At 45.3% G+C, this 23,385-nt stretch carries 21 protein-coding genes; 10 read left to right on the plus strand and 11 right to left on the minus strand.

Features of this window, described 5'->3' with window-relative positions; translation table 11 throughout:
• Positions 1-348 precede the first annotated feature (348 nt).
• The 4 genes from QUA74_RS15710 to QUA74_RS15725 all read right to left on the minus strand — a co-directional run bounded on the left by QUA74_RS15710 (position 349) and on the right by QUA74_RS15725 (position 2,203).
• Positions 349-882: a cofactor assembly of complex C subunit B gene (locus tag QUA74_RS15710; protein WP_333330541.1), complete on the minus strand. Its 534-nt coding sequence runs from the start codon at positions 880-882 to the stop codon at positions 349-351.
• Between the two features lie 315 nt (positions 883-1,197).
• A complete protein-coding gene (locus QUA74_RS15715; protein ID WP_333249507.1) occupies positions 1,198-1,590 on the minus strand; it encodes a PadR family transcriptional regulator in 393 nt (130 codons plus the stop codon).
• A gap of 83 nt (positions 1,591-1,673) precedes the next feature.
• A complete protein-coding gene (locus QUA74_RS15720; protein ID WP_333330544.1) occupies positions 1,674-1,862 on the minus strand; it encodes a hypothetical protein in 189 nt (62 codons plus the stop codon).
• A gap of 137 nt (positions 1,863-1,999) precedes the next feature.
• Positions 2,000-2,203: a DUF751 family protein gene (locus QUA74_RS15725; RefSeq protein ID WP_333330546.1), complete on the minus strand. Its 204-nt coding sequence runs from the start codon at positions 2,201-2,203 to the stop codon at positions 2,000-2,002.
• Positions 2,204-2,477: 274 nt separating this feature from the next.
• On the opposite strand from QUA74_RS15725, the gene QUA74_RS15730 reads away from it, so the two are divergent.
• Entirely contained in the window at positions 2,478-3,353 is an 876-nt protein-coding gene (locus QUA74_RS15730; RefSeq protein ID WP_333330548.1) for a DNA adenine methylase, read from the plus strand.
• Between the two features lie 92 nt (positions 3,354-3,445).
• On the opposite strand, the gene QUA74_RS15735 is transcribed toward QUA74_RS15730, so the two are convergent.
• The 3 genes from QUA74_RS15735 to QUA74_RS15745 are packed head-to-tail and all read right to left on the minus strand — an operon-like array spanning position 3,446 to position 4,890.
• A complete protein-coding gene (locus QUA74_RS15735) occupies positions 3,446-3,556 on the minus strand; it encodes a PD-(D/E)XK nuclease superfamily protein (protein ID WP_333330551.1) in 111 nt (36 codons plus the stop codon).
• On the minus strand, positions 3,553-3,927 hold the full coding sequence (locus QUA74_RS15740; protein ID WP_333330554.1) for a PD-(D/E)XK nuclease superfamily protein: 375 nt from the start codon (positions 3,925-3,927) through the stop codon (positions 3,553-3,555). The genes QUA74_RS15735 and QUA74_RS15740 overlap by 4 nt, the downstream gene beginning before the upstream one ends.
• A 27-nt stretch (positions 3,928-3,954) precedes the next feature.
• A complete protein-coding gene (locus QUA74_RS15745) occupies positions 3,955-4,890 on the minus strand; it encodes a metallophosphoesterase (protein WP_333330556.1) in 936 nt (311 codons plus the stop codon).
• 102 nt (positions 4,891-4,992) lie between these two features.
• Between QUA74_RS15745 and QUA74_RS15750 the strand changes: the two genes are divergently transcribed.
• Together QUA74_RS15750 and QUA74_RS15755 are read left to right on the plus strand one after the other, a co-directional pair.
• On the plus strand, positions 4,993-6,027 hold the full coding sequence (locus tag QUA74_RS15750; RefSeq protein ID WP_333330559.1) for a hypothetical protein: 1,035 nt from the start codon (positions 4,993-4,995) through the stop codon (positions 6,025-6,027).
• 182 nt (positions 6,028-6,209) lie between these two features.
• A complete protein-coding gene (locus QUA74_RS15755; RefSeq protein ID WP_333330562.1) occupies positions 6,210-6,950 on the plus strand; it encodes a Uma2 family endonuclease in 741 nt (246 codons plus the stop codon).
• Positions 6,951-7,039: 89 nt separating this feature from the next.
• On the opposite strand, the gene mrdA is transcribed toward QUA74_RS15755, so the two are convergent.
• Positions 7,040-8,854 carry a penicillin-binding protein 2 gene (mrdA, locus tag QUA74_RS15760; protein WP_333330565.1) on the minus strand — a complete coding sequence of 605 codons (1,815 nt, stop codon included), beginning with the start codon at positions 8,852-8,854 and terminating at the stop codon, positions 7,040-7,042.
• A gap of 224 nt (positions 8,855-9,078) precedes the next feature.
• On the opposite strand from mrdA, the gene QUA74_RS15765 reads away from it, so the two are divergent.
• Positions 9,079-9,438, plus strand: a complete 360-nt coding sequence (locus QUA74_RS15765) for a phage holin family protein (RefSeq protein WP_333330568.1) — start codon at positions 9,079-9,081, stop codon at positions 9,436-9,438.
• A 317-nt stretch (positions 9,439-9,755) separates the two neighbouring features.
• On the opposite strand, the gene QUA74_RS15770 is transcribed toward QUA74_RS15765, so the two are convergent.
• Both QUA74_RS15770 and QUA74_RS15775 read right to left on the minus strand, forming a co-directional pair.
• Complete coding sequence (locus QUA74_RS15770; RefSeq protein WP_333330571.1) at positions 9,756-10,433, minus strand: N-acetylmannosamine-6-phosphate 2-epimerase; 678 nt, start codon at positions 10,431-10,433, stop codon at positions 9,756-9,758.
• Positions 10,434-10,519: 86 nt separating this feature from the next.
• A complete protein-coding gene (locus QUA74_RS15775) occupies positions 10,520-13,069 on the minus strand; it encodes an ATP-binding protein (RefSeq protein ID WP_333330574.1) in 2,550 nt (849 codons plus the stop codon).
• A 631-nt stretch (positions 13,070-13,700) separates the two neighbouring features.
• On the opposite strand from QUA74_RS15775, the gene QUA74_RS15780 reads away from it, so the two are divergent.
• From QUA74_RS15780 to QUA74_RS15795, 4 genes are all read left to right on the plus strand, one after another.
• A complete protein-coding gene (locus QUA74_RS15780) occupies positions 13,701-14,987 on the plus strand; it encodes a chemotaxis protein (RefSeq protein ID WP_333330577.1) in 1,287 nt (428 codons plus the stop codon).
• Positions 14,988-15,189: 202 nt separating this feature from the next.
• Positions 15,190-17,112 carry a response regulator gene (locus QUA74_RS15785; RefSeq protein WP_333330580.1) on the plus strand — a complete coding sequence of 641 codons (1,923 nt, stop codon included), beginning with the start codon at positions 15,190-15,192 and terminating at the stop codon, positions 17,110-17,112.
• A 279-nt stretch (positions 17,113-17,391) separates the two neighbouring features.
• A complete protein-coding gene (locus QUA74_RS15790) occupies positions 17,392-20,853 on the plus strand; it encodes a PAS domain S-box protein (protein ID WP_333330583.1) in 3,462 nt (1,153 codons plus the stop codon).
• Positions 20,854-21,136: 283 nt separating this feature from the next.
• On the plus strand, positions 21,137-21,523 hold the full coding sequence (locus QUA74_RS15795) for a response regulator (RefSeq protein ID WP_333330587.1): 387 nt from the start codon (positions 21,137-21,139) through the stop codon (positions 21,521-21,523).
• Between the two features lie 336 nt (positions 21,524-21,859).
• Here the strand turns inward: QUA74_RS15795 and QUA74_RS15800 are convergent, their stop codons facing one another.
• A complete protein-coding gene (locus tag QUA74_RS15800) occupies positions 21,860-22,027 on the minus strand; it encodes a hypothetical protein (RefSeq protein WP_333330590.1) in 168 nt (55 codons plus the stop codon).
• Positions 22,028-22,588: 561 nt separating this feature from the next.
• Between QUA74_RS15800 and QUA74_RS15805 the strand changes: the two genes are divergently transcribed.
• The gene (locus QUA74_RS15805) at positions 22,589-22,897 is read left to right on the plus strand and encodes a DUF1830 domain-containing protein (protein ID WP_333330593.1); all 309 of its coding nucleotides are present in this window, start codon (positions 22,589-22,591) and stop codon (positions 22,895-22,897) included.
• A gap of 5 nt (positions 22,898-22,902) precedes the next feature.
• Complete coding sequence (locus QUA74_RS15810; RefSeq protein WP_333330596.1) at positions 22,903-23,331, plus strand: late competence development ComFB family protein; 429 nt, start codon at positions 22,903-22,905, stop codon at positions 23,329-23,331.
• The last annotated feature ends 54 nt before the right edge of the window (positions 23,332-23,385 follow it).

Below are 23,385 nucleotides of genomic sequence, written 5' to 3' on the forward strand. Positions count from 1 at the left end.
AAATGTTTAGCTCAAAACATTGACAGCAATGTTTTTCTAAGTCTTTTAACAAAAGCGCGAGAGTTCTCATTGTCTGGAGAGTGCCAACTGAATTTTCTGCGAAAAGTCCTTAGGAATTAGGGTATAAGGAGCCATCGCAACAGGCTTGATCGCAGCCCAAGGGCGATCGCCACAATTGGCACTTTCACGATAATGGTTTTTTTTTGACTGTTTTGTCGATCAATTTGTCGATCGAACAAGTGGATCAAAAAAACAGCCAACGAGAGAGCTGCTCTTTAGTCATCGGTTTGTCTGCTCGAAGTCTAACTACGGCATCTAGCATATCAAAAAACGTTCCGCGTCAAACTTTTAATCGATCGGTTTCAAATCTAAAGCTTTTTGCATGGCTGCTAGTTCATCGCGGTGAGCTCGGACAGTAACAAAGCTCTTGGTTTGGCTTCCCGACTCAGCAACTGATTCGAGTTTGAGCGAGACTTGCTCAGAGCGTCCAGCTTTTTTCCAGTAAAATACCCCCGCCAGCGGGGACAGCAGTACCAAAGCTAGGAAAATTTGACCCTGCTGAGGAACTAGCATTCCCAAAACCAGCCCCAAGCACAGAGCGCCGCCTGCACTTAGCATGGTTAAAAAAATAGCCAAAAACCAACTCGGTCGCACAAAACCCTCAAAGGTGACTTTATAGTTGGGGGCATCGACGGCTGCAACTCGGTAAGCCCTAGAAGCAAAATACTCTTGTAGCTGGGTTAACAGTGACTCTTGGGCGCTCTCGGAAGCAAGCTTGACTTGTTCGATTCGATCTTTGACTGAGGCTTTGATGAAGAAAAACAAGCCAACAGCCAGCAGCAGCGTTAGCACAAATGTTGAAGGAAGAACAGCAGTATTCATCGGTAGAAGTTTGTGTAATTGAAATTATCTACTATTACTTTACAGAACTTTACATACGAAAGCGATCGAGGACTTACGCAGACACTTTTTTACCAAAATTCGCAGAAAGCTTTGTAGCAAGGCGTTTTTCTCCCCATCACCAAATTCTCATATCTCCCCATCGTCGCTAATTCTCAAGTGACCATGCGTAAGTCCTGACGTAGTGTAGATGCTTTAATCGCTATGCGGCGATCGAGCAAAGCGAAGGCAATCGGGCAAATCGCTTTGCAAGTAGCGCCAGCATCTCCAGGGTTTAGGCATCCGATTCCAACTCGGCTAACCTGTGTGACCAGTTTCTAAGGCGCGGGAGCGACGCTCTGAAGCGCCGTTTCCCTGACCAATGTAATCGTGCCAGAGACGAGCGAGGTCTTGAGCTTGGTGCCGCCACTCAGCGAGGATTTGATACATCCGGCGGGGGCGGCCTCGTCCTTCTACTTTTTTCCAGTAACCAGTGATTACGCCTTCATCTTCGAGGAATTTCAGAGCGCTGTAGAGAACGGTATCAGAAAGTCGGTAGATGGGGAATTCCCTCTCTAGTTGGCCAATCAGTTCTGTACCGTAGGAATCTCCCCGCAATAACACGGAGAGAATGTAACACACAGCTAATTCCTTGTTTAGATAAACAGGAGGGGGGTCTTGAAAAAATTGATAGATATGTTCAAACTTCATCTGTCTTGTCCGCTGGAAACTCTCGTGGTACCGTCAGGTTAACGGGAGAGGAAAGCGGGGCGGGGTGTGCCGCTTCCTAATGATTAAGTGGGACACTGGGGAAACAGAGGTGCAGTATTTCCCCAGTGAATGTTGATAGCCCCAAACGCTTGTCCTGCACTTCGGTAATGTTTGCCTGCGCCTTGGTTGAGCAGCGCTGACGTAACGCCGCTTACTAACTTCCTCTTCCAATCTATCGCAGCGACTATTGTCAAGTGTGCGATCGCAGGCATAAAGTTGGCAGTTACTTCCGGAGTTGGTGTTTTAACTAAAAATTAAAAATTCGCAACCTCCCGGAGCCCTTTGTCGGCCTCGTCTCTGCGCTCTAGCTTGTCTGATTTACTGTTGATGTTTGCGTCCTAGCTTGCCTTTAAACCAAACTCAGGCCTAACATGGCGCGCAATGTAAAAGTTAGAAAGACAAAAGTCGCTACAATCGAACTAATCAGGGCGATCGCAGTTGCCGGTCGATCGAGCAGGGGTTTGAGTCGCTCGAACAGGAAAAAGAAAATTCCCAGACATATCGTAATCAAAAAGCGGGGGTAGCGAGAGACGTTATTAATAAAATCTTGCATGAGCTTGGTGGGGTAAAGTGTCACAGTTCGATCTTTGACTGGTAACACTTGTGAGCGAGTTAGACAATTTTGGCACAGCCGGAGCTAAATCTGCCAATCGGGCGATCGGGCATTTTTGCCGGCGAGGCTGACATATATAATTCTAACGAAAACTTTTTGCCGATGGCTTCGGCACTGTCTGTTTAATGCCACGCGACCTCCGGTAAGAACTTCAGAAGTATTTCTATTGAGTTCTAGTTGTGATAAATATTATAGGGCCGTTATTTCTAGATAAATGTCTGCTTCCGCACCTTCTTTCGTCTTGCCACGTCCCTTTCTGAAATGGGCCGGAGGCAAAACTAGGTTGATTGGACAATATCAACCTTATTTTCCTGAAAAGTTCACAACTTACTACGAGCCTTTTTTGGGTGGCGGAGCCGTATTTTTTTACTTGGCACAACAACACCCTGCTTTGCAAGCTGTTTTAACAGATATTAATCCTGAGTTGATTAATGCTTATCGCTGTGTCAGGGATAAAGTTGAGGAGCTAATTCTACTTTTAGAAGAGCATCAGTTAGAACATACCAAGGACAATAAAGATTATTATTACTGGGTGCGATCGCGCTCCTACAAAACAGATACAGAAAAAGCAGCACGCCTGATTTACCTAAATAAAACTTGTTACAACGGCCTCTACAGAGAAAACTCAAAAGGTGAATTTAACGTTCCCATAGGTCGATACAAAAATCCTAACATTTGTCAAGCCGATTTATTGCGATCGGTCTCATCTTTACTCGCGCGCGCTCAAATTGAAGTGAGAAAATTCGATGAAATTTTGGATTTTGCTACAAGCAGCCAAGACTTTGTTTATTTTGACCCCCCGTATTATCCAATCAGTGCCACCAGTAACTTCACGGCTTACAGCCGGGATAATTTCAAAGAATCCGAACAAGTTAAATTGAGAGATATTTTTGCAGAACTTGCCGAACGGGGCGTCACAGTTATGCTGTCTAATTCTAACTGCGATTTCATCGATAAAATCTACAGCGATAATCAAGTTTTTCAAAGACATCGTATCCCCCAACTCATTGAAATATCAGCAGCTAGGGGAATTAATTCTAATAGTGGCAAGCGCGGAAAAGTCAAAGAATTATTAATATGTTCATTTTAAATTCAACTTACGCACAATCTATACCTAAGAATATTTGGTAGGGTAATACGTGGTTCCCCCGCAGGCGGCAAAGTAAAGTTGCGTAAGTGTTGTTACAGATGTTTGTTAGCCCAGGTAATGAAACCTTCGAGCTTGTGAACTGCCAACAGATTTTGATTGTCAGGAATTTGTTTTTTAAACCAGTCGATCGAACCTTGCCTCATACGTCACCGCCCACTATAACAATAGTTGGAACCCCATAACAATTTTTAATATTTAAATTGAGGTAAGGATACTTCTCGTCTACTGAACCTTTGTCTTCTTGCCACTTGCACTCAACAATTAGACCCAAAGGAAACAAACCGGAATTAACAATGTAAAAATCGACATTTATTTCAGTTTCATAAATGCTAGACCCGATATAAACCTGTTTAGCATATCGCTTGGGATTTTCAGTAGAGATTAAGAGCCAATCTCGCTTGCGCTTTTTCGGCAACTGGGGACATATTTCGAGATATCCGTGACCTCTCAACGTACCTTCTACAGTTGTTTCTAAAACAAAACCAGTTTTATTGGCTCTACAACCCCTATTCATTTTGTTGGCTCCTGAATATAATCTAAATTAAGCCGATCGCACTTGAATCACCCCTCGGTCAAAAACCCGTTTGTCAGTACCGATAGAACTGACAAACATCCGGTCTTCATAGACATCAAACGTCGCAAAACTCAGGCGGCTAGCAGAATACTCCGTCCACTCAGAACGCCCCACCGGACGAGTGCCCCCGCCGGCACCGCAAATTAAATAAGTCGTACCGTTAATCGAGCGAGTGCGTTCGTAACTGTGCTCGTGTCCGTTAATATAAAGCTGCACGCCGTACTTTTGAAACAAAGGCGTCAAAGTCTTAATAAAAGATTGACTCACTCCGTAGACGCCAGAGGAATAAATCGGGTGGTGACCGAACACAACTTTCCAAGGTGCAATGCTCTGACTCAACTCTTTTTCCAGCCAAACAAGCTGATTTTTCCAATCCGCATTGTGATTGGTATCTAAAGCAAAAAACTGTACCGGATCGCGCCGAAAAGTATAGTAGCGACCTTGCATATTAAAACCCGCATATTTAACTTGCGGATCGCCGTTAGCAGTGCGGATGTCGTGATTTCCCAGACAAGCATAAAATTTTACACCTTGCTGTAATAATGGCTGATAAGGCCGCTCGAAAACAGCATTAATTTTTTCAATTTCGCCGTTATTGTAGATATTGTCCCCGGCGAGAACAGCAACATTAAAAGGGTTTTCGCGGTGATATTGCGCCATCGCCTCAGCCACAGCATACTGACCTTCTGCGCCGGTACCGGTGTCGGCTACCGAAATAAAGCGTAAAATAGGCGGTGAGGCCGGCAAAGGGACGATCGCCCTTTCTGCCTCAACGTTAGAAGGCACAGCAGCATTGGTGTCTCTACCGGAGGAAGTCCGAAGCTGAATCATTTTCGAGACTCCGGCAAAACCTAAGCTGCTGAGACTGGCTAAAATTAGAAAGTGACGACGTTTGATGCTCATTTTGATTCGGTTACAACTAATTAAATGATAAATTAAGGTTGAGATGGCTCAATTAAAATTTATCTCGTTTACATATATTTGCAACGCCCCAAGGCAGAGAAAATGTCAGAAGAACAACTAAACCAGTCAACTCCAGAAGCCTCTCAATCTCCGACACCGGAGGTTGATTCGGCTGCAAAGTCTGCCCCCACTGGCAGCAAAACTCAAAATGCCAGCAGCGCGGTTCCCAAAAATCAGAGAATCAAAGCTTTGATTGCATCGATTGGGAATTTGGGAAAAAAAGGCAAAAAATTACCAGCCGAACCGCCGTTGCAGGCCCAAAAGCCGATCGCGCCCACCGCTGCTGACTCAGCAACAGTAACTCCTCCCGCTGTTGCTGCGGAAGTTAACAGCGTACCCCCACCAAAAGTTGCTGTAAAATTTGATAAAAAGCCTGTATCCCAACGCACGGAAGGGAGTTTTTTAGAGAAAGTAGGTGTACTTTGGCAAAGTATTGTGCGGCTAGTGCGATCGCTACTGCCACCATCTACGAACCAGAAGCTTTCCGATCCAATTTTAAACGCCGCCATAGCAGCAATTCTGATCGTTGTAGTCGGTTTAACTTTCAACAGTTTCTCAGCAAAACCGCCGGAGAAAGTAGCAAAAGTGCCTTTGCCAGCAGCGCAGCAGTCGCCGGCAACGTTTGGTGATTTTATGGCGTCGGGAACGCCACAATCGCCAGAGGCGATCGTACCGTCTGAGCCAATCTCTGCTAAATTCAAAAGCAAGTTGCCCGATTTAGTGGCGCCGGAAAAACCGCAACCAGTAGAAATTATCCCACCGCCGCCGCTGACGCCGGAACAGTCTCTGATTGCTGCGATTCAAACTCAAGTTACTGACATTAAGAATCGACTGGGTGGCGGTTTAGTGGAGTCTGTTCAAGCTAATTTTTCCAGCAGCATTTTGACTGTGAAAGTCGCTGAAGATTGGTACAAACTCAGCGAAATCGAGCAAAATCAACTAGCAACTAAAATGTGGAAGGAGGCTAATTTACTCGATTTTAGTAAGTTAGAAATTGCGAATATGGAAGGGAAGTTAATAGCTAGAAGTCCCGTTGTTGGTTCGGAAATGATTATTTTAGATAGAGGGATTAATTAGAATTTAAATAGTCTGTATCTGTCAAACGTCAGACCAGCGTTACAGTCCAGGACGCAGAACATAATTATGTAGGGTGTTCCCTGCGTAACTTATGGCTGTTGATTTTTTTGAGGAAGAGCGAACTTTTCCAAACTCGGACAGAATGCTCCCATTAAATTAATAACTTTGAGGAAAATTGAAAAATGACAATTTTAACTCAAGTCGAACAAGTAGAAATTGAATATCCCAGCAGCGACGGAGAGCCGATGGCTGAAAGCGACATCACGCGGGATTACATGACTTACAGCGTAGAAGCTGTCAAGCTTTACTTTCAAGAACGTTCTGATGTTTATGTGTCAGCCAATTCTTTCATATATTATGAAGAAGGGAACACCCAGGCAGTTGTGGCCCCGGATGTTTATGTGGTGTTTGGAGTTGCCAACCGCAAAAGGGATAATTATAAAGTTTGGGAAGAAGGGGGAATTACTCCCGATTTTGTCCTAGAAATTACTTCGGAAACAACTCAGACGAAAGACCAAGAAACTAAACCAGAAATTTATCTGGATTTGGGAGTTAGGGAATATTTTCAGTACGATCCGTCGGGAGATTACCTAAATCCGATTTTACAGGGAGTACGTCTAATAAACAATCAGTACGAGCCGATTGCAGCCAACAATATCGCTTTCGATACGCTGTGGTTGTTCAGTGAAGTGCTGGGACTGGAATTGCATATAATTTCAGGAGAATTGAGGTTTAGAGTTCCTCAAACGGGTGAGTTTTTGAAGACTCACAAGGAAGAAAACCTGGGACGACTGGCAGCGGAGTCAGCTTTGCGATCGCTCTTAACTCAACTTTTAAATTCTGGGATGAGTCGGGAACAGGTAGCGCAAATGATGAATTTATCGACCGTGGAAGTGAGACGATTGGTAGGGGAAAACTTTTGATTGATCGCACTTTTCCCAGATATCCAGGATAGTGCGATCGAAGTATTGGACAAAATGTCACCAGTCAACAGTCAACAATGAAGTCATGACTAGAGAGGCTTATTAGTAGGTTTAAAACCCTGCTTTTGGAAATAAGTTCGGAATACCTCTTGAGCAATTGGTGCCGCCGATACAGAACCAAATCCGCCGCCTTCAACTATAACTGCGATCGCAACTTCCGGTTTGTCAGCAGGAGCAAAACCCACAAACATAGAATTGTCAGGATGACCGGGCATTTCCACCGTCCCAGTCTTACCAGCACTTAAAGGAATAGTACCATCATTCATGCGTTTGCCAGTACCTTTTTTCACCACGTCAATCAATCCCTGGCGAACAACATTCAAAGTTGCAGGCTTAATACCTGTGGGAACTTTTTTGGTAATAGGAGTGTTGGTTTGAGAAGCCAATAAATGCGGCTGAACTCGATAACCGCCATTAGCAACAGTTGACACCATCACAGCCAATTCTAGGGGAGTACAAAGTACCAAACCTTGACCGATCGCCATTGTTACTGTATCGCCCACATACCAATCTTCCCCATACATTTTCTGTTTCTCTGCTGGTACGGGAACTTGACCGTGATTGGCGGATTCCAACCCCAAAAGATCTAAATTAATAGTACCGCCAATGCCCATCGCTTTAGCCGCTTTAGCCATTTGTTCTGGGCCGGCAGCCATACCTACTTGATAGAAAAACGTATTGCTGCTGTAGGCTAAAGCATCGCGGAAACCGATAACGCCGTAACCGCCGCTGTGTTCGTTAAAAGAAATTCCGCCGATCGTAATTGAAGAAGAAGTGCCCAAAGTCGAGTCAGGAGAAAACTTGCCTGACTCCATCCCCGCTATAGCAGTGACAATTTTAAAAGTGCTACCGACTGGATAACCTTGAACGGCTCGATTTAAAAACGGTTTTTCTGGCCCTTGCAGTCGATCCCATTCTGTTTGAGTCACCTTGCGGGTGAAAATATTGGGGTCAAATGTCGGCCAACTAGCCATTGTTAAAAGAGCTCCGGTTTTTACGTCGATCGCCACAACTGCACCCAGGCGATCGCCCAAAGCTTTTTCCGCAGTTTTCTGCATATCTAAATCTAAAGTTAGCTGCACCGGTTTGCCGGGAATCGGGTCTTTTACACCTAAATCTTGGATTTCCTCGCCCTTAGCATTCACCTCGATTAAACGGTTTCCCCAAACGCCCTCTAAAGTTGAATTGGCTAATTTTTCAACTCCCATTTGACCCACAAGCATCCCCATCGGATATACAGGGTTAGCTTTTAATTGCTCTAAACTAGCTTCGCCGACGTATCCCAAAAGGTGAGCTGCTAGTTGCTGGTGGGGATTGTCTCGGCTCGATTCTACGCGAATTTCAACTCCCCGCAAAGTATTAGCTTGTTCTCCCAAAGCGACGAAAGTACCGACATCGATATCTTTACTAATTCGCACTGGCAGGGCTGATCTGTAGCCAGCTACATCGATTTTTTTGATAATTTCGGCTGCCGGAAGTTTGACGATCGGGCCCAGTGTAGCGGCGATCTCTTGCCACTCCTGGGCAGATCGCTCTTTTGGCCACACATAGACCGATCGAGATACGCGGTTGGCAGCAAAAATTTTGCCGTTGCGGTCTAAAATTTGACCCCGATTCGCTGGGACTGAAACAGGGCGAATGCGGTTATTTTCCGCCCGTTGTCGGTTGTAGGCTCCCTGTATCAGTTGCAGTTCGGCTAGACGAAATATTGGTAGCGCCATCAAGGTAGTGACGAGCAGCATAAAAATCATAACTTGGAGCGATCGGCTGCGTTGCCGTGAAGCATTGTCCAAGCCATTTTTGTCGAATCGGATTTTAGAGTTAAAAGAAAAATCGCCAGCCATATTAATTAATCTGCTCTTTTTATTCAACTAACAGGTTCATACGGGCCCCATCCGGATGATTGGGCAGATGATTACAGGGATTATAACTTCTAACTCTTTAGTAACAGACATAAATTCTGTCGATTGGCAGACGAATCAGCCGGATTGTTTAATTAAGGTATATAAGATATATGTTAAATATCAGGTTTTTCTGACAATTCAACTGTTAAGGAGGTAGGGGCGCTGTGGAACCGATCGATTTTTTGATTGCTTGGCTGGTGACGGGCAGCAGCTTGCTGCTAATTTCTCAACTCCCGATCGGCGTAGAAATTGACAGCACACCGAAAGCAGTAATTTCCGCTGCGGTTTTGGGAATGTTGAATGTTTTAATTTTGCCAATTCTGAAAGCAGTTTTTTTCGTACCGAACCTACTGACGCTGGGATTGCTTTCGGGCCTGTTTGCTTTTGTAATGAACGTGATTATTTTTGCCTCGGCTGCGAAGTTAGTTGAAGGATTTAGTTTGCGGATGGGTCTTTGGAGCGCGGTACTGGGGGCGATCGCCTTGGCTGTAGTTAGCAGCTTTATCAACGGCGCACTGATTTAGCAACTTCCCCTGATAAAGGGCGATTGAAATCGCCCGATATTTCCCACCCTTAGCTGTCGCGTTTCCTGTGCCTACAAGCGATTGAAATCGCCGAATATTTCTTCTCCCTTCTTCCTTCAATCCGTTACATCCGTTACATCCGTTAAAAAATCCGTTGCCGAACTTCCTTCAATCCGTTACATCCGTTAAATCCGTTAAACAATCCGTGGCCAAACTTCCTTCAATCCGTTACATCCGTTAAAAAATCCGTTGCCGAACTTCCTTCAATCCGTTACATCCATTAAATCCGTTAAACAATCCGTGACCGAACTTCCTTCTTACTTCCCAATCACCGACTTATAGGCTGTCACCTTAATATCAATCCCAGTAATATCTGTCCCCACAACAACAGCCGCCGCTCCTAAATCCAAGGCTTTTTTAGCCATTTCCGGCCCCGATATCCCGCCTTCACAGATAACGGGAACCTTAAGCTTTTCTACCATTTCCGCAAGCAAATCAAATCCTGGCGGCGAGAATTTCTCCGTCTGGGGAGTGTAGCCAAAAAGAGTAGTTGCTACAGTATCTGCACCAGCTTCGGCTGCCGCGATCGCAGATTCTATTGTATCTACATCCGCCATCACTAATTTGCCCAATTCACTGTGAATTCGCGCGATTAATGTCTTTAAGTCTTCGCTGCCAGCAGGACGGTTTCTCAGAGTAGCATCAACGGCGATAATATCGGCTCCAGAAGCGGCGATCGCCCGCGCGTCTTCAAACCGAGGAGTAATGTAAATCTCGCATCCCGGCAATTGCTGCTTCCAAATCCCAATTATGGGAGCGGATATCTGTTTTCGCACCGCTGCAATGTGAGGCGGAGTGTCAATCCGCACGCCCGATGCACCTCGATTGATGGCGGTTCGAGCCATTGCCGCAATTACGATCGGATCGTGCAGCGGCGAATCAGCAGGTGCTTGACAAGAAACAATTAATCCTGTAGGAATTTGACAATTAATCATGGGGAATTGGTAATTAATAATTGGTAATTGGGGGATTGGGAATTGGCAATTGGGAATTGGCAATTGGCGATTTTTTTGCTTTGTTATTACCCATTACCAATCCCGGCCATTAAAGAAATAATTTTGTCCAGCAATTGCTCAGGGTGAATCGGTTTAGCCAAACAATCGTTAGCTCCAGCCGTCACAGAAGATATCTCATCTGCGGGAATCTCCTTAGCGCTTAAAGCCAGAATTTTGATATTTTCAGTCGCGGGTTTTTGACGCAGTTGGTGAATTATTTCGCAGCCATTCATACCGGGCAAACGCATATCGACAATCACAGCATTCGGCTGCAAAAGTTCAATTTGTTCCACCGCCGCCGAACCTTCAATCATCCACACCACTTGCAGTCCTGCGACTGTCAGGATATCGCAAATCAGCATGGCAGTTTCTTCATCTTCTTCGACGAGCACGAGGCTGCCCCGCAAGGAGGAAGAATGCAGCGGTAAAGATGAATTTGATTTTTCATATGTGAATTTTGTGGATTCATCTTTGCTTTGAGTTTGGATTGGTATAAAAACGGTAAAAGTAGAGCCGACATCAACTGTAGAGTTGACTTCGATCGCGCCGCCGTGAAGCTCTACTAACTGTTTAGTTAAAGCCAATCCCAGACCGGTGCCACCGTATTCGCGGCGGTAGGGGGAATCCAACTGCTGGAATTTTTGAAACAAAAGCGATCGCTGATTTTCGGGAATTCCAATGCCGGTATCTTTGATTTGAAAAACAGCGGTACTGCCAGCAGGTGCAGTACCGGGCTGCCGCACTGCCGGCGTTCGATTTTTATCTTCTGTCACCCAAACTCGCAGGATGACTCGCCCGCCTTTGGGAGTAAACTTAATAGCATTTCCTAAAAGATTGAAGAGAATTTGTCTCAAGCGGCGCGGGTCAGCGATGAAGCGATCGCACTCTTGTTTGATCCGCTGTTCTTGCACCAGTTCCACGCCTTTAGCCACAGCTTTTTCTTTGAGCGCGTGCAGGCTCTGAGAAGCTAATTTAGAAAGTGAAAATTCACTAATTTTCAATACTGCTTTTCCCGCTTCTACTTGCGATAAATCTAAAATATCGTTAATTAATTCTAATAAGTGGTCGCCGCTGTCTCGGATCGTTTGCAGGTACTGCCGCTGCTTTTGCACTGGCACTTCTTTGCTGCCAACTTTGCCGTAAGACCACCGCAGCAGCGTATCGGAAATGCCGATGACGCAGGTGAGAGGAGTCCGCAATTCGTGGCTCATAGCTGCCAAAAATTCGCTCTTGGCGAGGCTGGCAGACTGGGCGGCAACCAGTGCATCGCGCAGTTCTCGCGTGCGCTCTATTACGCGCTGTTCTGAGGTGCGCTTTTGCTGCTGGACTTGTGCATAAAGTTCGGCTTGGTAAATGGCGATCGCCAAATGTTCTGCTATTTGTCGCAAAAATGTTTTTTTGCTTTCTTCCCACTCCCGAAAAGTACACTGGTGGGCAATTAGCAGTCCCCACAACTCGTCTTGAACTACGATCGGCACTAGCAACTTCGCCCGCACCTTCGCCCGTCGCATCAAGTCTAAAAAACAGGGCTGCGAAGAGTAAGTTATTTCCACATCCGCCACGCCCAAAGCCAAACCTTTGCGATATTTCTCTCTGTCAATTACTCCATTGGTAAAACACTGCGCGCCTTCACTAAAATTCAGTACAGACGAGATAGTATCGTTAGCTAAAGCTTCGTAGGTGACACGACCTAAATACAAGTAAGAACCGGAATTGTCTTTGATTTTGCCCGACCCCGAAACCGCCGCAGGTATTTCTTTAGCTAACTCGCCATTATGCGATACTGGCACTTTTTCAAATTGATAAATTAACAGGCGATCGACCTCCAAAAACTCTCGCACTCGCTCGACTGCTTTTGACAAAATTACAGGCAATTCCAAACTCTGGCGGATTTGAGTTGTCACTTGATTCAAAAGTCGCTCTTGTTCGAGCTGCTGCTGCAAAGCATCTTCCACTGGCTGACAAAATGAAATGCAAGGACTGGCAATTTGTAATTGATTGACGGCTTCAGCAATCTGGATCTGTAGCGTTTCTGGAGCTATCACTTTGGGCGCGGAATTGGGTTCTATTTCTGTTTGGTTGTGTAGGGGCGGGTGACAGTTTTTTGTGGCATCTGAAGCGAGAATATCCAGCAAATTTAGGGTGAATTCGCTTTGAACAACTGCCGAGTTTGGCTGTATATTTTTAATTGCTTGTTTGAGGGCGCGAATGTCAATTTTCCACGAGGGTGCGGGCGTTATTTTTGCGAGTTTGTCTGCGAGGGGAGACAGGAAATTGGCGATCGCCCCGGGATCGAAAGTCAACTGTACATTCAATTGCGAATGGAGATTTTTTTCGCTGTGCTTGTGTCCGTTTGCTGCGAACTCATCTAATAGATTGCCCCGCAGCAGCGCACTAAAATGCTCTGATACCACTGCTGCAAACCTTTCCGACGAATGTTCCAGATTTTGACAATCAGCGATCACCTCGTCGGTCAGCCAAATCGCCCCTGGGATTTCAGCCATTTGCTGTAACAACTGGTAAGCAGCCTCAAAGGTTGCTAGCGGCAAAGTCCGATTTAAGGTTTTTGGTTTCAATCTAGATATTTTCCCGGTTGTTTTAAAGAACAAAATATGAATGCCTCTGTTTTGAGGAGAGAACCTGGGGCATAGCAGGCGCGGCCGATCCAACAGACATGAGATGACAGTAGTCAGAAAGTAGGTAATAGAAGGCCCCGGAGCCAGAGAGCTAATTTCTCCCTATAGTTGTCCTCTTTCTTCCCCGCGAGTGACCCGCGCTCCAGCGCTTTACGAGCGCGAAAGCAGTAGGAGGAAACGGGGGGAAGGGATACGGCTATATAATCGATCGCTTCTGGTCGTGTTTGTGAACCGGGTTGTTGATCGAAACTCAGCAATTCCACTCCCATTGCTGGGGTGAAGTTAGCACGCGCCTTTGTTTTCTGAGCTGATTCGGCTAATGGCACGTCCTTAACCCAAATAAAAATGTTTAACCCTTAACGACAGAACAGGGGACTAGCTACGCATCCGCTTGGTGTCATTACTCACAAAACCTAGACATCAAAGGTCTCCGGCTGGTCAACTGAAAATGAAGTTTTAGGCCCCAAGCCCAGTCACTTCCGTGCTGGGTCGTTGACTACTTTCAACAATCTTATTCCAGTATAATATTAATATATAATTTGTTAACTTGTACTTAACACTATCCGGGTAAATGAGCAATCCAACTCAACTCACCCCCGATTTCACGATCGGACATCTGCCGTGTCACGACTTCCAAGTGAGCGCTGCAACTCTAGGACAGGTAGTGGCTGAAAGATTTGAGCAAGAACCCCACCTGCCGGGAGTCATTATTACTCATGAATCACAGGTATTGGGCATGATTTCTCGCGTCAAATTTCGAGAGCAAATGAGTTTTCCCGATCGCGTAGAGCTTTACGGGTCACACCCGATTCGAGCCTTGTTAGATTTTATTAGAATTCCGCCTTTGCTGCTTTCGGAAAACTGGAAAGTTGACGATGCCGTGCAAGCGTCTTTCAACAGGCACAAAGACTTGATTTATGAACCGATTATTGTGGTGATGGAAAACCAGAGCCACCGCCTTTTGGATGTTCATACTTTGGTGATTGCCCAGTCTAAACTTTTATCTCAAGCTAACAAACTTATCCAAAAATATCGAATAGAAAGACATAACTATTTGGCACTACTTCAACAAGAACAGGCTAAGGTTCACGAATGTAATGAGCTTTTGAAAATCCAACAACGTCAAACAGAAAAGTTGCATACCAATCCCAGTTCCCAGCAAGTGGCACTGGTCAAACAAGCTGAAGAGATTGCTCAAATGAATCAGCGATTTGTGAGGATTGCGAAACTGATTTCCTCGGAAGGTCGCCAAGCATTTCAAGCTACTTTTCAAGGAGCTAACTCTATTTGCAACAATACAGATAAAATTTTGGGCGTTGGCAAAGCAATAGCTAATGATTTAGAAACGGTTAACCGCACTTCCCGAACCATCCGGGAGGCGATCGAACAAGTCAGGCATTTAGCAGTACAGGTGGCTGTAGTTACCAATCAAATGGGAAGTCAGCCCAGCGGTCTGAGCAAAGTGAGTCTAGAAATTGGCAGACTGGCAAGTAAAACGTTTGAATTGGGGACTCAAATGGAGCAAATTGCCAGTCGGTTTAAACTTCGAGTTCACGAACTCACGGAGGCAGCAAGAGCGGGTGCTAATGTGGCTAAATCCGTGACTATCAAGATCGATCGCGCAGAAATGGCTTTGTTAGAGTTGGAAGAATTAATAGCGGAAAAAAATTTTAATTCATTGACCGCTATCCAAGAACCTTTGGGAGTCATAAAAAGTGTTACCGCTGATTCTTTAGTTAAAGAGATAGAACACGCCGAAGTCGCGGTTTTCGAGTTGGAAAACTTAGTTAAACAGCAAGATTCCTCGCAATATTTGATTCAAAAAATTCAGCAGGCGCTGAAGTCCAAAAAGCCATAAAATTCCAGCCAGGATCTAATGAAATATTACGAGAGGACAACAAATAAAATCACAATAATAATTGACCTTTATACTATTTCAAGAATAATATTTGTTATACTGAAGGTGGGGAATTTTTAAATTCAGTTGTAAAAAGGCTATTTAATTAGCCCCAAAAACCGATAAAAAGTTCCAAGAAGAGTTGGAAGGACAGGTGATGTTTATGAAAATCCTGCTGGTAGAAGATGACACAGTTACAGTCAGTTTACTAACTCAAGCGCTGAACTCTCACAATTACAATGTGAATGCGGCAGCCGACGGTGAAACAGCGTTGCAGTTGGTGCAGGCATACGATTACGACCTGATTGTCTTGGATGTGCTGATTCCTAAACTAGACGGCATTAGTTTGTGTCGAAAATTGCGATCGTCCGGCTGCCAAATGCCGATTTTACTGCTGACAGCGCTAGATAGCAGCAACGATCGAGTCCAAGGTTTAGAGGCGGGTGCAGACGATTATGTGGTCAAACCCTTTAATCTCGAAGAATTAATCGCTCGAATTCGGGCTTTGCTGCGCCGGGGTAAGGCAACTTTGTCGAGTACAAATTTGACCTGGGAAAAACTGCAAGTCAACCCGGACACTACGGAAGTAACTTATGCCGAAAAAGTGCTGCACTTAACTCCTAAAGAGTACAATTTGCTAGAACTTTTCCTGAGACATCCCCGGCGGATTTTCAGTCGCAGCGCTATCCTCGATCGCATTTGGTCGGCCGGCGAATTTCCTCAAGAAGAAGCCGTTACCGCTCACATCAAGGGGCTGCGGCAGAAGCTGAAAGCAACCGGGATGACTGTAGATTTAGTGGAAACCGTGTACGGATTGGGCTATCGGCTCAAAAGTCTGCCGGAGGAGATTGAGAGCCAACAGGTTGGGCAGGAAAGGGCAGAAATTGCTAAAACTCAAGAGACTTTATCTACTGAATCCAGCGGGTTGAGCCAGGAATTAAACAAAGACGACCGCCGCCTCAAAGTCCTGACTGTGGTTGCTGAAATTCGGGAAAATTTCAAAGCTAATTTTATAGAAAAGGTGGCGATATTCGATCGCGCGATCGCTCAACTCAAAAACGGAGCCTTGGAGGGCGAACTGCGCCAAGAAGCCCAGGCTCAAGCTCACAAATTAGTCGGTTCTTTGGGAACGTTAGGGCTGCCGAAAGGTTCGGAAGTTGCGCGCCAGATAGAACATTTGTTCAAGGCTGAAAACATCTTAAAACCGGGGACTGCTCAGCAGATTGAGGGATTTCTGCATAAGCTCAAACAGATATTCGATCGCCCGTCGCCCGAACCAGAAGGCGATTTGGTTCCTGCGGTTTCCCAAAAGCGCCGAATGCTGATTGTTGATGAAGATACTTTTGGGAGCGATCAACTGAAAACAGTAGCATCCGGTTCCGGCTTCCAGATAGAAGTTGCCAACTCTCCGCAAGCGGCAAGAAATGCGATTTCTCAACAGCCTCCCGACGCGATTTTGCTGGATTTAACATTTTCCAGATCTCAGGAAAACGGACTTTCTCTCTTAGCCGAACTCCGCAGTGAAAAGCCCGAAATTCCGGTGATGGTTTTTAGCGGACACAATCAATTGAGCGATCGAATAGAAGTTGCTCGTTTGGGAGCTTCGGGCTTTTTACACAAATCTATGCCCCCAGCAGATATACTCAAAGCAGTCGCCCAACTACTCGACCAGACTGGTCCGGCTGAAGCTAAAGTTATGGTGGTAGACGATGACGTGCATCTATTGGCTGCACTGGAAGTGATTCTCAAACCTTGGGGATTTCAAGTAACAACATTGGACGATCCCGAAAAGTTCTGGGAGGTACTCGAAACAACTTGTCCGGATTTGCTAATTTTAGATGTCGAGATGCCCGGTTACAGCGGTATCGAGCTGTGTTTGGCAGTTCGCAACGATTTGCGCTGGAGCAAGCTCCCCGTGCTATTTTTGACAGCTCATTCCGAATCGGAAATAGTGCGCCAAATGTTTGTCGCAGGTGCTGACGACTACGTGAACAAGCCGATCGTGAAACCGGAATTAATTGCTCGCCTCCTCAATCGTTTGGAGCGGACTCAACTCAGAAACAGACTGGCTCAGGCACAGCGCTAATCCCATTTTAGATTTAAAAAATTAAAGAATTAAATAATTGAAGAACTGGGAATGAATGATGAGATATGGGTTTCGATCACGTACCTACAGTTGTATTCTTTTTTTTTAATGAGATAACTAGGAGCAAATATGCAGTGCGTGTCCGAAACAAATCAGGAAGCCTTAGCCAAGACTTGGGATTGTTAGATTGTGTGATTTCGACGCGGTGCTGTTGATTGATGCTTGCCCGCCGATCAAGAACACAGACTAATTTAGAGAAGTATTAATCAGATGAAAGCAATGGTATTGCCCTCAGACACAGACAATCTCAATGGCAGCAACGGCGAACTAATTTACGCCCCGGCTGCGATCCAACCTCATGGCATCCTTTTAGTGCTGAAATCTCCTGATTTGAAAATTTTGCAAGTTAGTAACAATATTTTTGAGGATCTCGGCATTTATCCCGAAGAACTTTTGGGCAAATTTTTACAGGAATTTGTCGAAACTGAGGAAATTGAGGCTATAGAAAAAGCTTTATTTGAAAACTGCCATCAATCTAACGGTATCAGATTATCATTCAAGAGTCAAAACCGCCAGTCTTTTTTTCAGGGGACGCTGCATCAATCTAGTTCAGCATTAATTCTTGAACTCGAGTCGGCTTTTTCCCCAAAACCTAGCGATTCTTTCAATTTTTATCATTTAGTCCAAGAGCCGATCGACAAAATCCACAGAACACCAAACCTGCAAGTGCTGTATCAGACAGCAGTTGAAGAAGTGCGGAGGATGATCGGTTTCGATCGAGCGATCGTCTATCAATTTGATGCCACAGGTGCGGGGGAAGTTGTCGCCGAAGACAAAGTAGAAAGTTTGGCTCCTTTATTGGGACTGCACTATCCGGCGGGCGATATTCCCCCCCAGGCAAGAAACCTGTTCAACATGAATTCAATTCGGTTTATTCCCGATATTAACTGTCAGCCTGTAGAACTAATTCCTCACTGCAATCCGCTGACCGGTCGCCCCTTGAATCTGGGCTTCTCTTTGTTGAGAGCAGTTTCCCCTTGCCATGTTCAATATCTCAAGAACATGAACATTGGTGCTAGCATGACCCTGACATTAATCAAAGATCAAAAACTCTGGGGATTGATCGCCTGTCACCACCCAACACGAAAGTATGTCAGCTACGAAACAAGAAAGGCTTGCGAACTGCTAGCCAAGTTTGTGAATCTAGAACTTAGCTACAAACAAGATAGCGAAAATTGGGAATATGCAATTTATTTAAAAGAAAATTGCCATAAATTTGTCACCAAAATTTCTCAATCACCCTGGTTTGTAGAAGGTATACTTAAATCCGGAGATGAATTGCTGACCTTAGTGGGCGCTACCGGTGGAGTTGTGTGTGCCAATGAAAATTTAACAACCATCGGCAAAACCCCGGAATTGGGAGAAATCGAAAGCTTAATTGCTTGGATAAAAACTCAAAAAAATAATGATATTTTTCATACAGATTCTCTTTCAAAACTGTATCCGCCATCCGAGAAGTTTAAAGAAGTTGCTAGCGGTTTGCTGGTACTTGCCATGTCCGAAATGCAAAATTATTACATTTTGTGGTTCCGTCCAGAAACAATTCAAACTGTCAACTGGGCCGGTCAACCAGAGGGGGAAATTGAAGTTAAACCGGATGGTAGCCGGCCGTTGTCTCCTCGCAATTCCTTTGACTTGTGGCAAGAAACTGTGAGGTTAAAATCTTTGCCTTGGCAGCGGTGCGAAATCGAAATAGCCCGAGAACTTCGAGTTGCTATTACTAGCATGGAGTTGCGGAAAACGAATCAGCAGCTTAGCTTAGCTTTGTCGGCTACCAAAATCGGATTTTGGGACTGGGACATACAGAAAAATCGCATTGTTTGGTCGAGGGAACACGAAGAGTTGTTTGGGTTGGCCCCGGGAACTTTTGCCGGAACCAATCAAAGTTTTGCAGCTTGCATTCACCCAGAAGATTTAAAAGGTGTGGAGAATGCTAGGAATCAGGCCCTCGCCCAGCGAACAGATTACTGTCACGAAAACCGCGTGGTTTGGCCCGACGGCAGCATTCACTGGATTGAGGGAAAAGGTAAGTTTTTTTACAACGAAGCAGGCGATGCAGTGCGGATGGTGGGGACAGTTACAGAAATTACCGATCGTAAAGCTAGAGAATTAGAGTTGCGCCTGTTGGAATCAGCAGTCACCACCACTAACGACGCCGTGTTAATTACCGAAGCTGAACCGATTGAGGAACCGGGGCCGCGAATTATTTATGTCAACCCAGCTTTCACGCGGATGACGGGCTATACGCTAGAAGAAGTTGTGGGCAAAACGCCACGCATCTTGCAAGGAGCAAAAACAGACCGCGCCAGTCTCCATCGAATTCGGACAGCTTTGAAAACCTGGCAGCCGCTGCGGGTTGACTCGATCAATTACCGCAAAGACGGGACGGAATTTTGGGTAGAAATGAGCATTGTGCCCATAGCGGACAAAAATGGTGAGTTTACCCACTGGGTATCAGTGCACCGGGATATTAGCGATCGCAAACTTGCTGAAGCCGCCCTCCAACAGCTCAACGAACAGTTAGAAATGCGAGTTTTGCAGCGAACCCGAGAACTAGAAAGCTCTCAAGCAGAACTCCGGGAAAGCGAAGCTTTATTTCGCTCTCTGAGCGAAAGTTCGCCCGTCGGCATTTTCAAAATCGATACTGAGGGGAAATGTACCTATACAAATCCTCGCTGTCAAGCAATTGGCGGCTTCGCACCGGCAGCAGCTTTAGGAAACCGCTGGATGCGGTTTGTTCACCGCGAAGACATTAAACTACTTCTGTCTAAGTGGTCCCAATCGCAATCGCTAGATGGGGAATTTTCCTGCGAATTCCGCAACATCCAGCGAGACGGAACCATCCGGTTTTGTCGGCTTAAAACAGCTCCGATTTTTTCCGACAAAGCTCAACTAATTGGTCACGTCGGCACAGTCACAGATATCACAGAAAGTCTGGCAATTGAAAAAATGAAAAATGAGTTTATTTCGATTGTCAGTCACGAACTGCGAACGCCGCTTGCCTCCATTCGCGGTTCTTTAGGTTTGTTGGCGGCTGGGGTACTGAAAAGTAAACCAGAAACTGCCAAACAGATGTTAGAAATTGCTTCGAGCGATACCGAACGGTTAGTGCGTTTGGTCAACGATATTCTAGACTTAGAACGGCTCGATTCGAGCCAAGTTATCCTCGTCAAGCAGTGGTGCGATGCCCAGGTTTTGATGCGGAAGTCGGCAGAAGCTGTACTTTCTTTGGCTGCGGAAAATAACATTTATTTGTCGATTTTGCCCGAAAAAGCCCAAATTTGGGCCGATCCCGACAGAATCGTTCAACTGCTGGTAAATTTGTTGAGCAATGCGATTAAATTCTCGGCTCCAGGGAGTACAGTAACTCTCAGGGTGGAAAATTTGGGCGATTCCCTACGGGATAGCTACGCTTCACGGGTTTTATTTGAAGTCAAGGATCGAGGGCGGGGGATTCCTGGAGATAAACTAGAAACTATCTTTGGACGGTTTCAACAGGTCGATGCTTCTGACTCCCGCCAAAAAGGAGGTACGGGTTTGGGTTTGGCTATCTGTCGCAGCATAGTACAGCAGCACGGCGGCAGAATTTGGGTCGAAAGTGTTGTCTCACAAGGCTGCAGTTTCTATTTCACAGTACCTGCACCGTTGGAAGGCGAGGGGGGAAAAAGTTTGGAGGTTTGAGATTGCTTTGATAAGATATCGCGAAAGCTCAAGTTCCTGGCAACCCACGCGGGTAGGATGATTTTGGGAGGCTGATAGGTCGATTTTTCTGTTCAGGGTTTAATTAGGTGAGCGGCAAAATCTATCAACCGCGCCCGACGATTAGGACGTTTTGAAGTGCTGAAACTCTTAATTTTATTGCTTCTTCCTTTTGCTATATCTTTCAAGAAACCCGGTTGATAAGGCAGCGTGCGTAAGTCCTTTTTCGGTTTACCATGATTAATTTAAAATTTGAGTTTTAATTATGTCAGCAAAGCGCATTCTGGTCATTGATGATGAAAAAAACCTCTGCAGCGTGATTCAGGCTTGTCTGGAACATTTAGGCGGCTGGATTGTACTAAGCGCGCCCGACGGCAGCCAAGGATTGCTTTTAGCTGAAACTCAACTCCCTGACGCTATTCTGCTAGATGTGATGATGCCGGATATGGACGGACTTACTCTGTTTGGTTTGCTGCAAAACAATGCGGCTACTCGGGGGATTCCAGTGATTTTCCTGACGGCTAAGGTGCAGGCGATGGATTTGAGCGAATTTGCTGATTTGGGGGTAGCGGGGGTGATTGCAAAGCCTTTCGATCCCTTGAGTTTGGCACAGCAAGTGGCGGAAATTGTGGGTTGGGAACCGTTGCTTTAAACTGGGGTAAAATGCGATCGCACTTAGCATATAAAACTCGGCAGTTGAAACCGCTACTAGACAAACAAATTCGGCCCAGCCCAACGGAAGAATCAAGGGCATTAAAGCCGGATGACGATCAAAAATCCGCTTTCTCCTTCCCTTGATTCTTGCAAAAATCACGCAATTATGTTATTAAACCTGGTTTCTGCGTCGAGGAAAGTCCTAGTTTTTCCTGCTATTTTCAGAATTTCCTCATTTTTTTGATTTAGCTTTGAGATCGATCGGTGATTGGTTAATTTAAACTCTGATTCCCTAGAAGTGTCAGAGATGATCTCAGGGAGTCGGGGTTTTTTGTTACCCGCAAAGCCGATCGGCTATCACCGTATTTACAGGCAGAATAACTCCTCCAGAAGTTACGCACACTTGCCTCAAGAAGGGTTTTTTTAAACCCGGAATCACAGATGCAGCCAAGTTTTTTGCTAAAAAACTTCCTTTCAGCCTGCTAATCCAAGATTTACGCATAGTTCCCTGAGAAACCGGGTTTTTTAACCCAGGATCACAGATGCAGCCAACTTCTTTGCTAAAAAACCAGGTTTTTGCCTAACTTTTGTAATCTCTGCTTCGGCAAAAGTATATTTATCAAAAAAAATGATGATCTTCATAATTTCCTCATATTTTTTAGATAAAGTTTACTCCAAGCTCTGGATCTGAAGGTCGATCGCACTCTCAGCACCATTCCGATGCCAAAGAGCGAACCTGTTGTCAGGAGAGTTCGGGAAAGTGACGGTACTTTCGATTAACTGGTGCTACAGAACAACCAACCTAAATAAGTCAGGGGTTAGGTAGTGCATACACAAAAACCGGTTTTTTAAACTGGGAAAAACTGGGTTTGTGCACCAGACATCTAAGTGTTGGCAGGATAACTCAATTCTAAAAAATTTAATAACTGAAGATGTGATTCGCGCTCTCGAATAACACACCAAAAATAAGTCGGTCGTTTTGTCAAGAGCCAAACTCGCAATTGCCACTCACAGGCAAAGCCAAGTCTCAGTAAGTTTTTGAAAGAGTGTGGAGATTTTGTAAATGTCTGATCAGCTATCTTATAAAGGTAACAACCAGATTCTGTGCTATTACGCAAATGTTACCAACCTAGTTCAGGTGGTTCGGATTGGGAACATTCCTAATTGGTACTTTGAAAGAGTGATGTTTCCGGGACAGCGACTGATGTTTGAAGCTGCTACCGAAGCAGTCTTAGAAATTCACACTGGTGCGGTGGCAACTGCTATTTTATCGGACAAGATTCCCTGCTACGTGCTGCGGGTTATAGAAGAGGTGAGTTCCGAGTTCGAGCTGGTGATTACCGAAGAACGATTGGCGGTATTAGCCGGTTAAAATTCATGAGAAATCAGACGAGATCGAGAACGGCCACAAAAATATTAGTTAACGAGTGTTTGGGGACGGGGAAAATGCAGAAAAATCTTGTCAATATTACCTTAGCTGTAGTCACAGAGGAAGTAGAAATTATCTTGGAGTCTTATCCGAAGCACCCTTACCAACAAGCTTTTTCGCCTTCGGGATTGCGACAGGATTTAATTGCTTACGTGCTCAGCCGAGTTCCTAATAGATATACTGCGATCGACTCCGGCGAGTCTGTGTCAAACCAAACAGTTCAGGTTCGCTGTTCTTCTGAGCAGTTGCTGCACATAGAAAATTTGATTCATACTGGCATTCGCGACGTGCTGCACAGCTATCAGAAGATAGATTACCCCCTGCCTGAAGAAGTTAAATTCGGTTCGAGGGTTGCTAGTACAGCTCGGCGAAAATAGAATACCCACTAAACCGCTAATACTTTACCCTTATAAGTCCACTTGAAGGGCTTT

It is taken from the genome of Microcoleus sp. LAD1_D3 (genome assembly GCF_036702135.1).
Lineage (GTDB): Bacteria > Cyanobacteriota > Cyanobacteriia > Cyanobacteriales > Microcoleaceae > Microcoleus.

What these genes read in the sequence shown, in the direction of transcription:
- QUA74_RS15715 (WP_333249507.1), bottom strand. Translation starts at nt 1,590, where the DNA reads ATGAAGTTTGAACATATCTATCAATTTTTTCAAGACCCCCCTCCTGTT.
- QUA74_RS15725 (WP_333330546.1), bottom strand. Translation starts at nt 2,203, where the DNA reads ATGCAAGATTTTATTAATAACGTCTCTCGCTACCCCCGCTTTTTGATT.
- QUA74_RS15745 (WP_333330556.1), bottom strand. Translation starts at nt 4,890, where the DNA reads ATGAGCATCAAACGTCGTCACTTTCTAATTTTAGCCAGTCTCAGCAGC.
- QUA74_RS15770 (WP_333330571.1), bottom strand. Translation starts at nt 10,433, where the DNA reads ATGATTAATTGTCAAATTCCTACAGGATTAATTGTTTCTTGTCAAGCA.
- QUA74_RS15730 (WP_333330548.1), top strand. Translation starts at nt 2,478, where the DNA reads ATGTCTGCTTCCGCACCTTCTTTCGTCTTGCCACGTCCCTTTCTGAAA.
- QUA74_RS15750 (WP_333330559.1), top strand. Translation starts at nt 4,993, where the DNA reads ATGTCAGAAGAACAACTAAACCAGTCAACTCCAGAAGCCTCTCAATCT.
- QUA74_RS15805 (WP_333330593.1), top strand. Translation starts at nt 22,589, where the DNA reads ATGTCTGATCAGCTATCTTATAAAGGTAACAACCAGATTCTGTGCTAT.
- QUA74_RS15710 (WP_333330541.1), bottom strand. Translation starts at nt 882, where the DNA reads ATGAATACTGCTGTTCTTCCTTCAACATTTGTGCTAACGCTGCTGCTG.
- QUA74_RS15780 (WP_333330577.1), top strand. Translation starts at nt 13,701, where the DNA reads ATGAGCAATCCAACTCAACTCACCCCCGATTTCACGATCGGACATCTG.
- QUA74_RS15755 (WP_333330562.1), top strand. Translation starts at nt 6,210, where the DNA reads ATGACAATTTTAACTCAAGTCGAACAAGTAGAAATTGAATATCCCAGC.
- QUA74_RS15795 (WP_333330587.1), top strand. Translation starts at nt 21,137, where the DNA reads ATGTCAGCAAAGCGCATTCTGGTCATTGATGATGAAAAAAACCTCTGC.
- QUA74_RS15720 (WP_333330544.1), bottom strand. Translation starts at nt 1,862, where the DNA reads ATGCCTGCGATCGCACACTTGACAATAGTCGCTGCGATAGATTGGAAG.
- QUA74_RS15800 (WP_333330590.1), bottom strand. Translation starts at nt 22,027, where the DNA reads ATGCGTAAATCTTGGATTAGCAGGCTGAAAGGAAGTTTTTTAGCAAAA.
- QUA74_RS15735 (WP_333330551.1), bottom strand. Translation starts at nt 3,556, where the DNA reads ATGAGGCAAGGTTCGATCGACTGGTTTAAAAAACAAATTCCTGACAAT.
- QUA74_RS15785 (WP_333330580.1), top strand. Translation starts at nt 15,190, where the DNA reads ATGAAAATCCTGCTGGTAGAAGATGACACAGTTACAGTCAGTTTACTA.
- QUA74_RS15740 (WP_333330554.1), bottom strand. Translation starts at nt 3,927, where the DNA reads ATGAATAGGGGTTGTAGAGCCAATAAAACTGGTTTTGTTTTAGAAACA.
- QUA74_RS15810 (WP_333330596.1), top strand. Translation starts at nt 22,903, where the DNA reads ATGAGAAATCAGACGAGATCGAGAACGGCCACAAAAATATTAGTTAAC.
- QUA74_RS15790 (WP_333330583.1), top strand. Translation starts at nt 17,392, where the DNA reads ATGGTATTGCCCTCAGACACAGACAATCTCAATGGCAGCAACGGCGAA.
- mrdA (WP_333330565.1), bottom strand. Translation starts at nt 8,854, where the DNA reads ATGGCTGGCGATTTTTCTTTTAACTCTAAAATCCGATTCGACAAAAAT.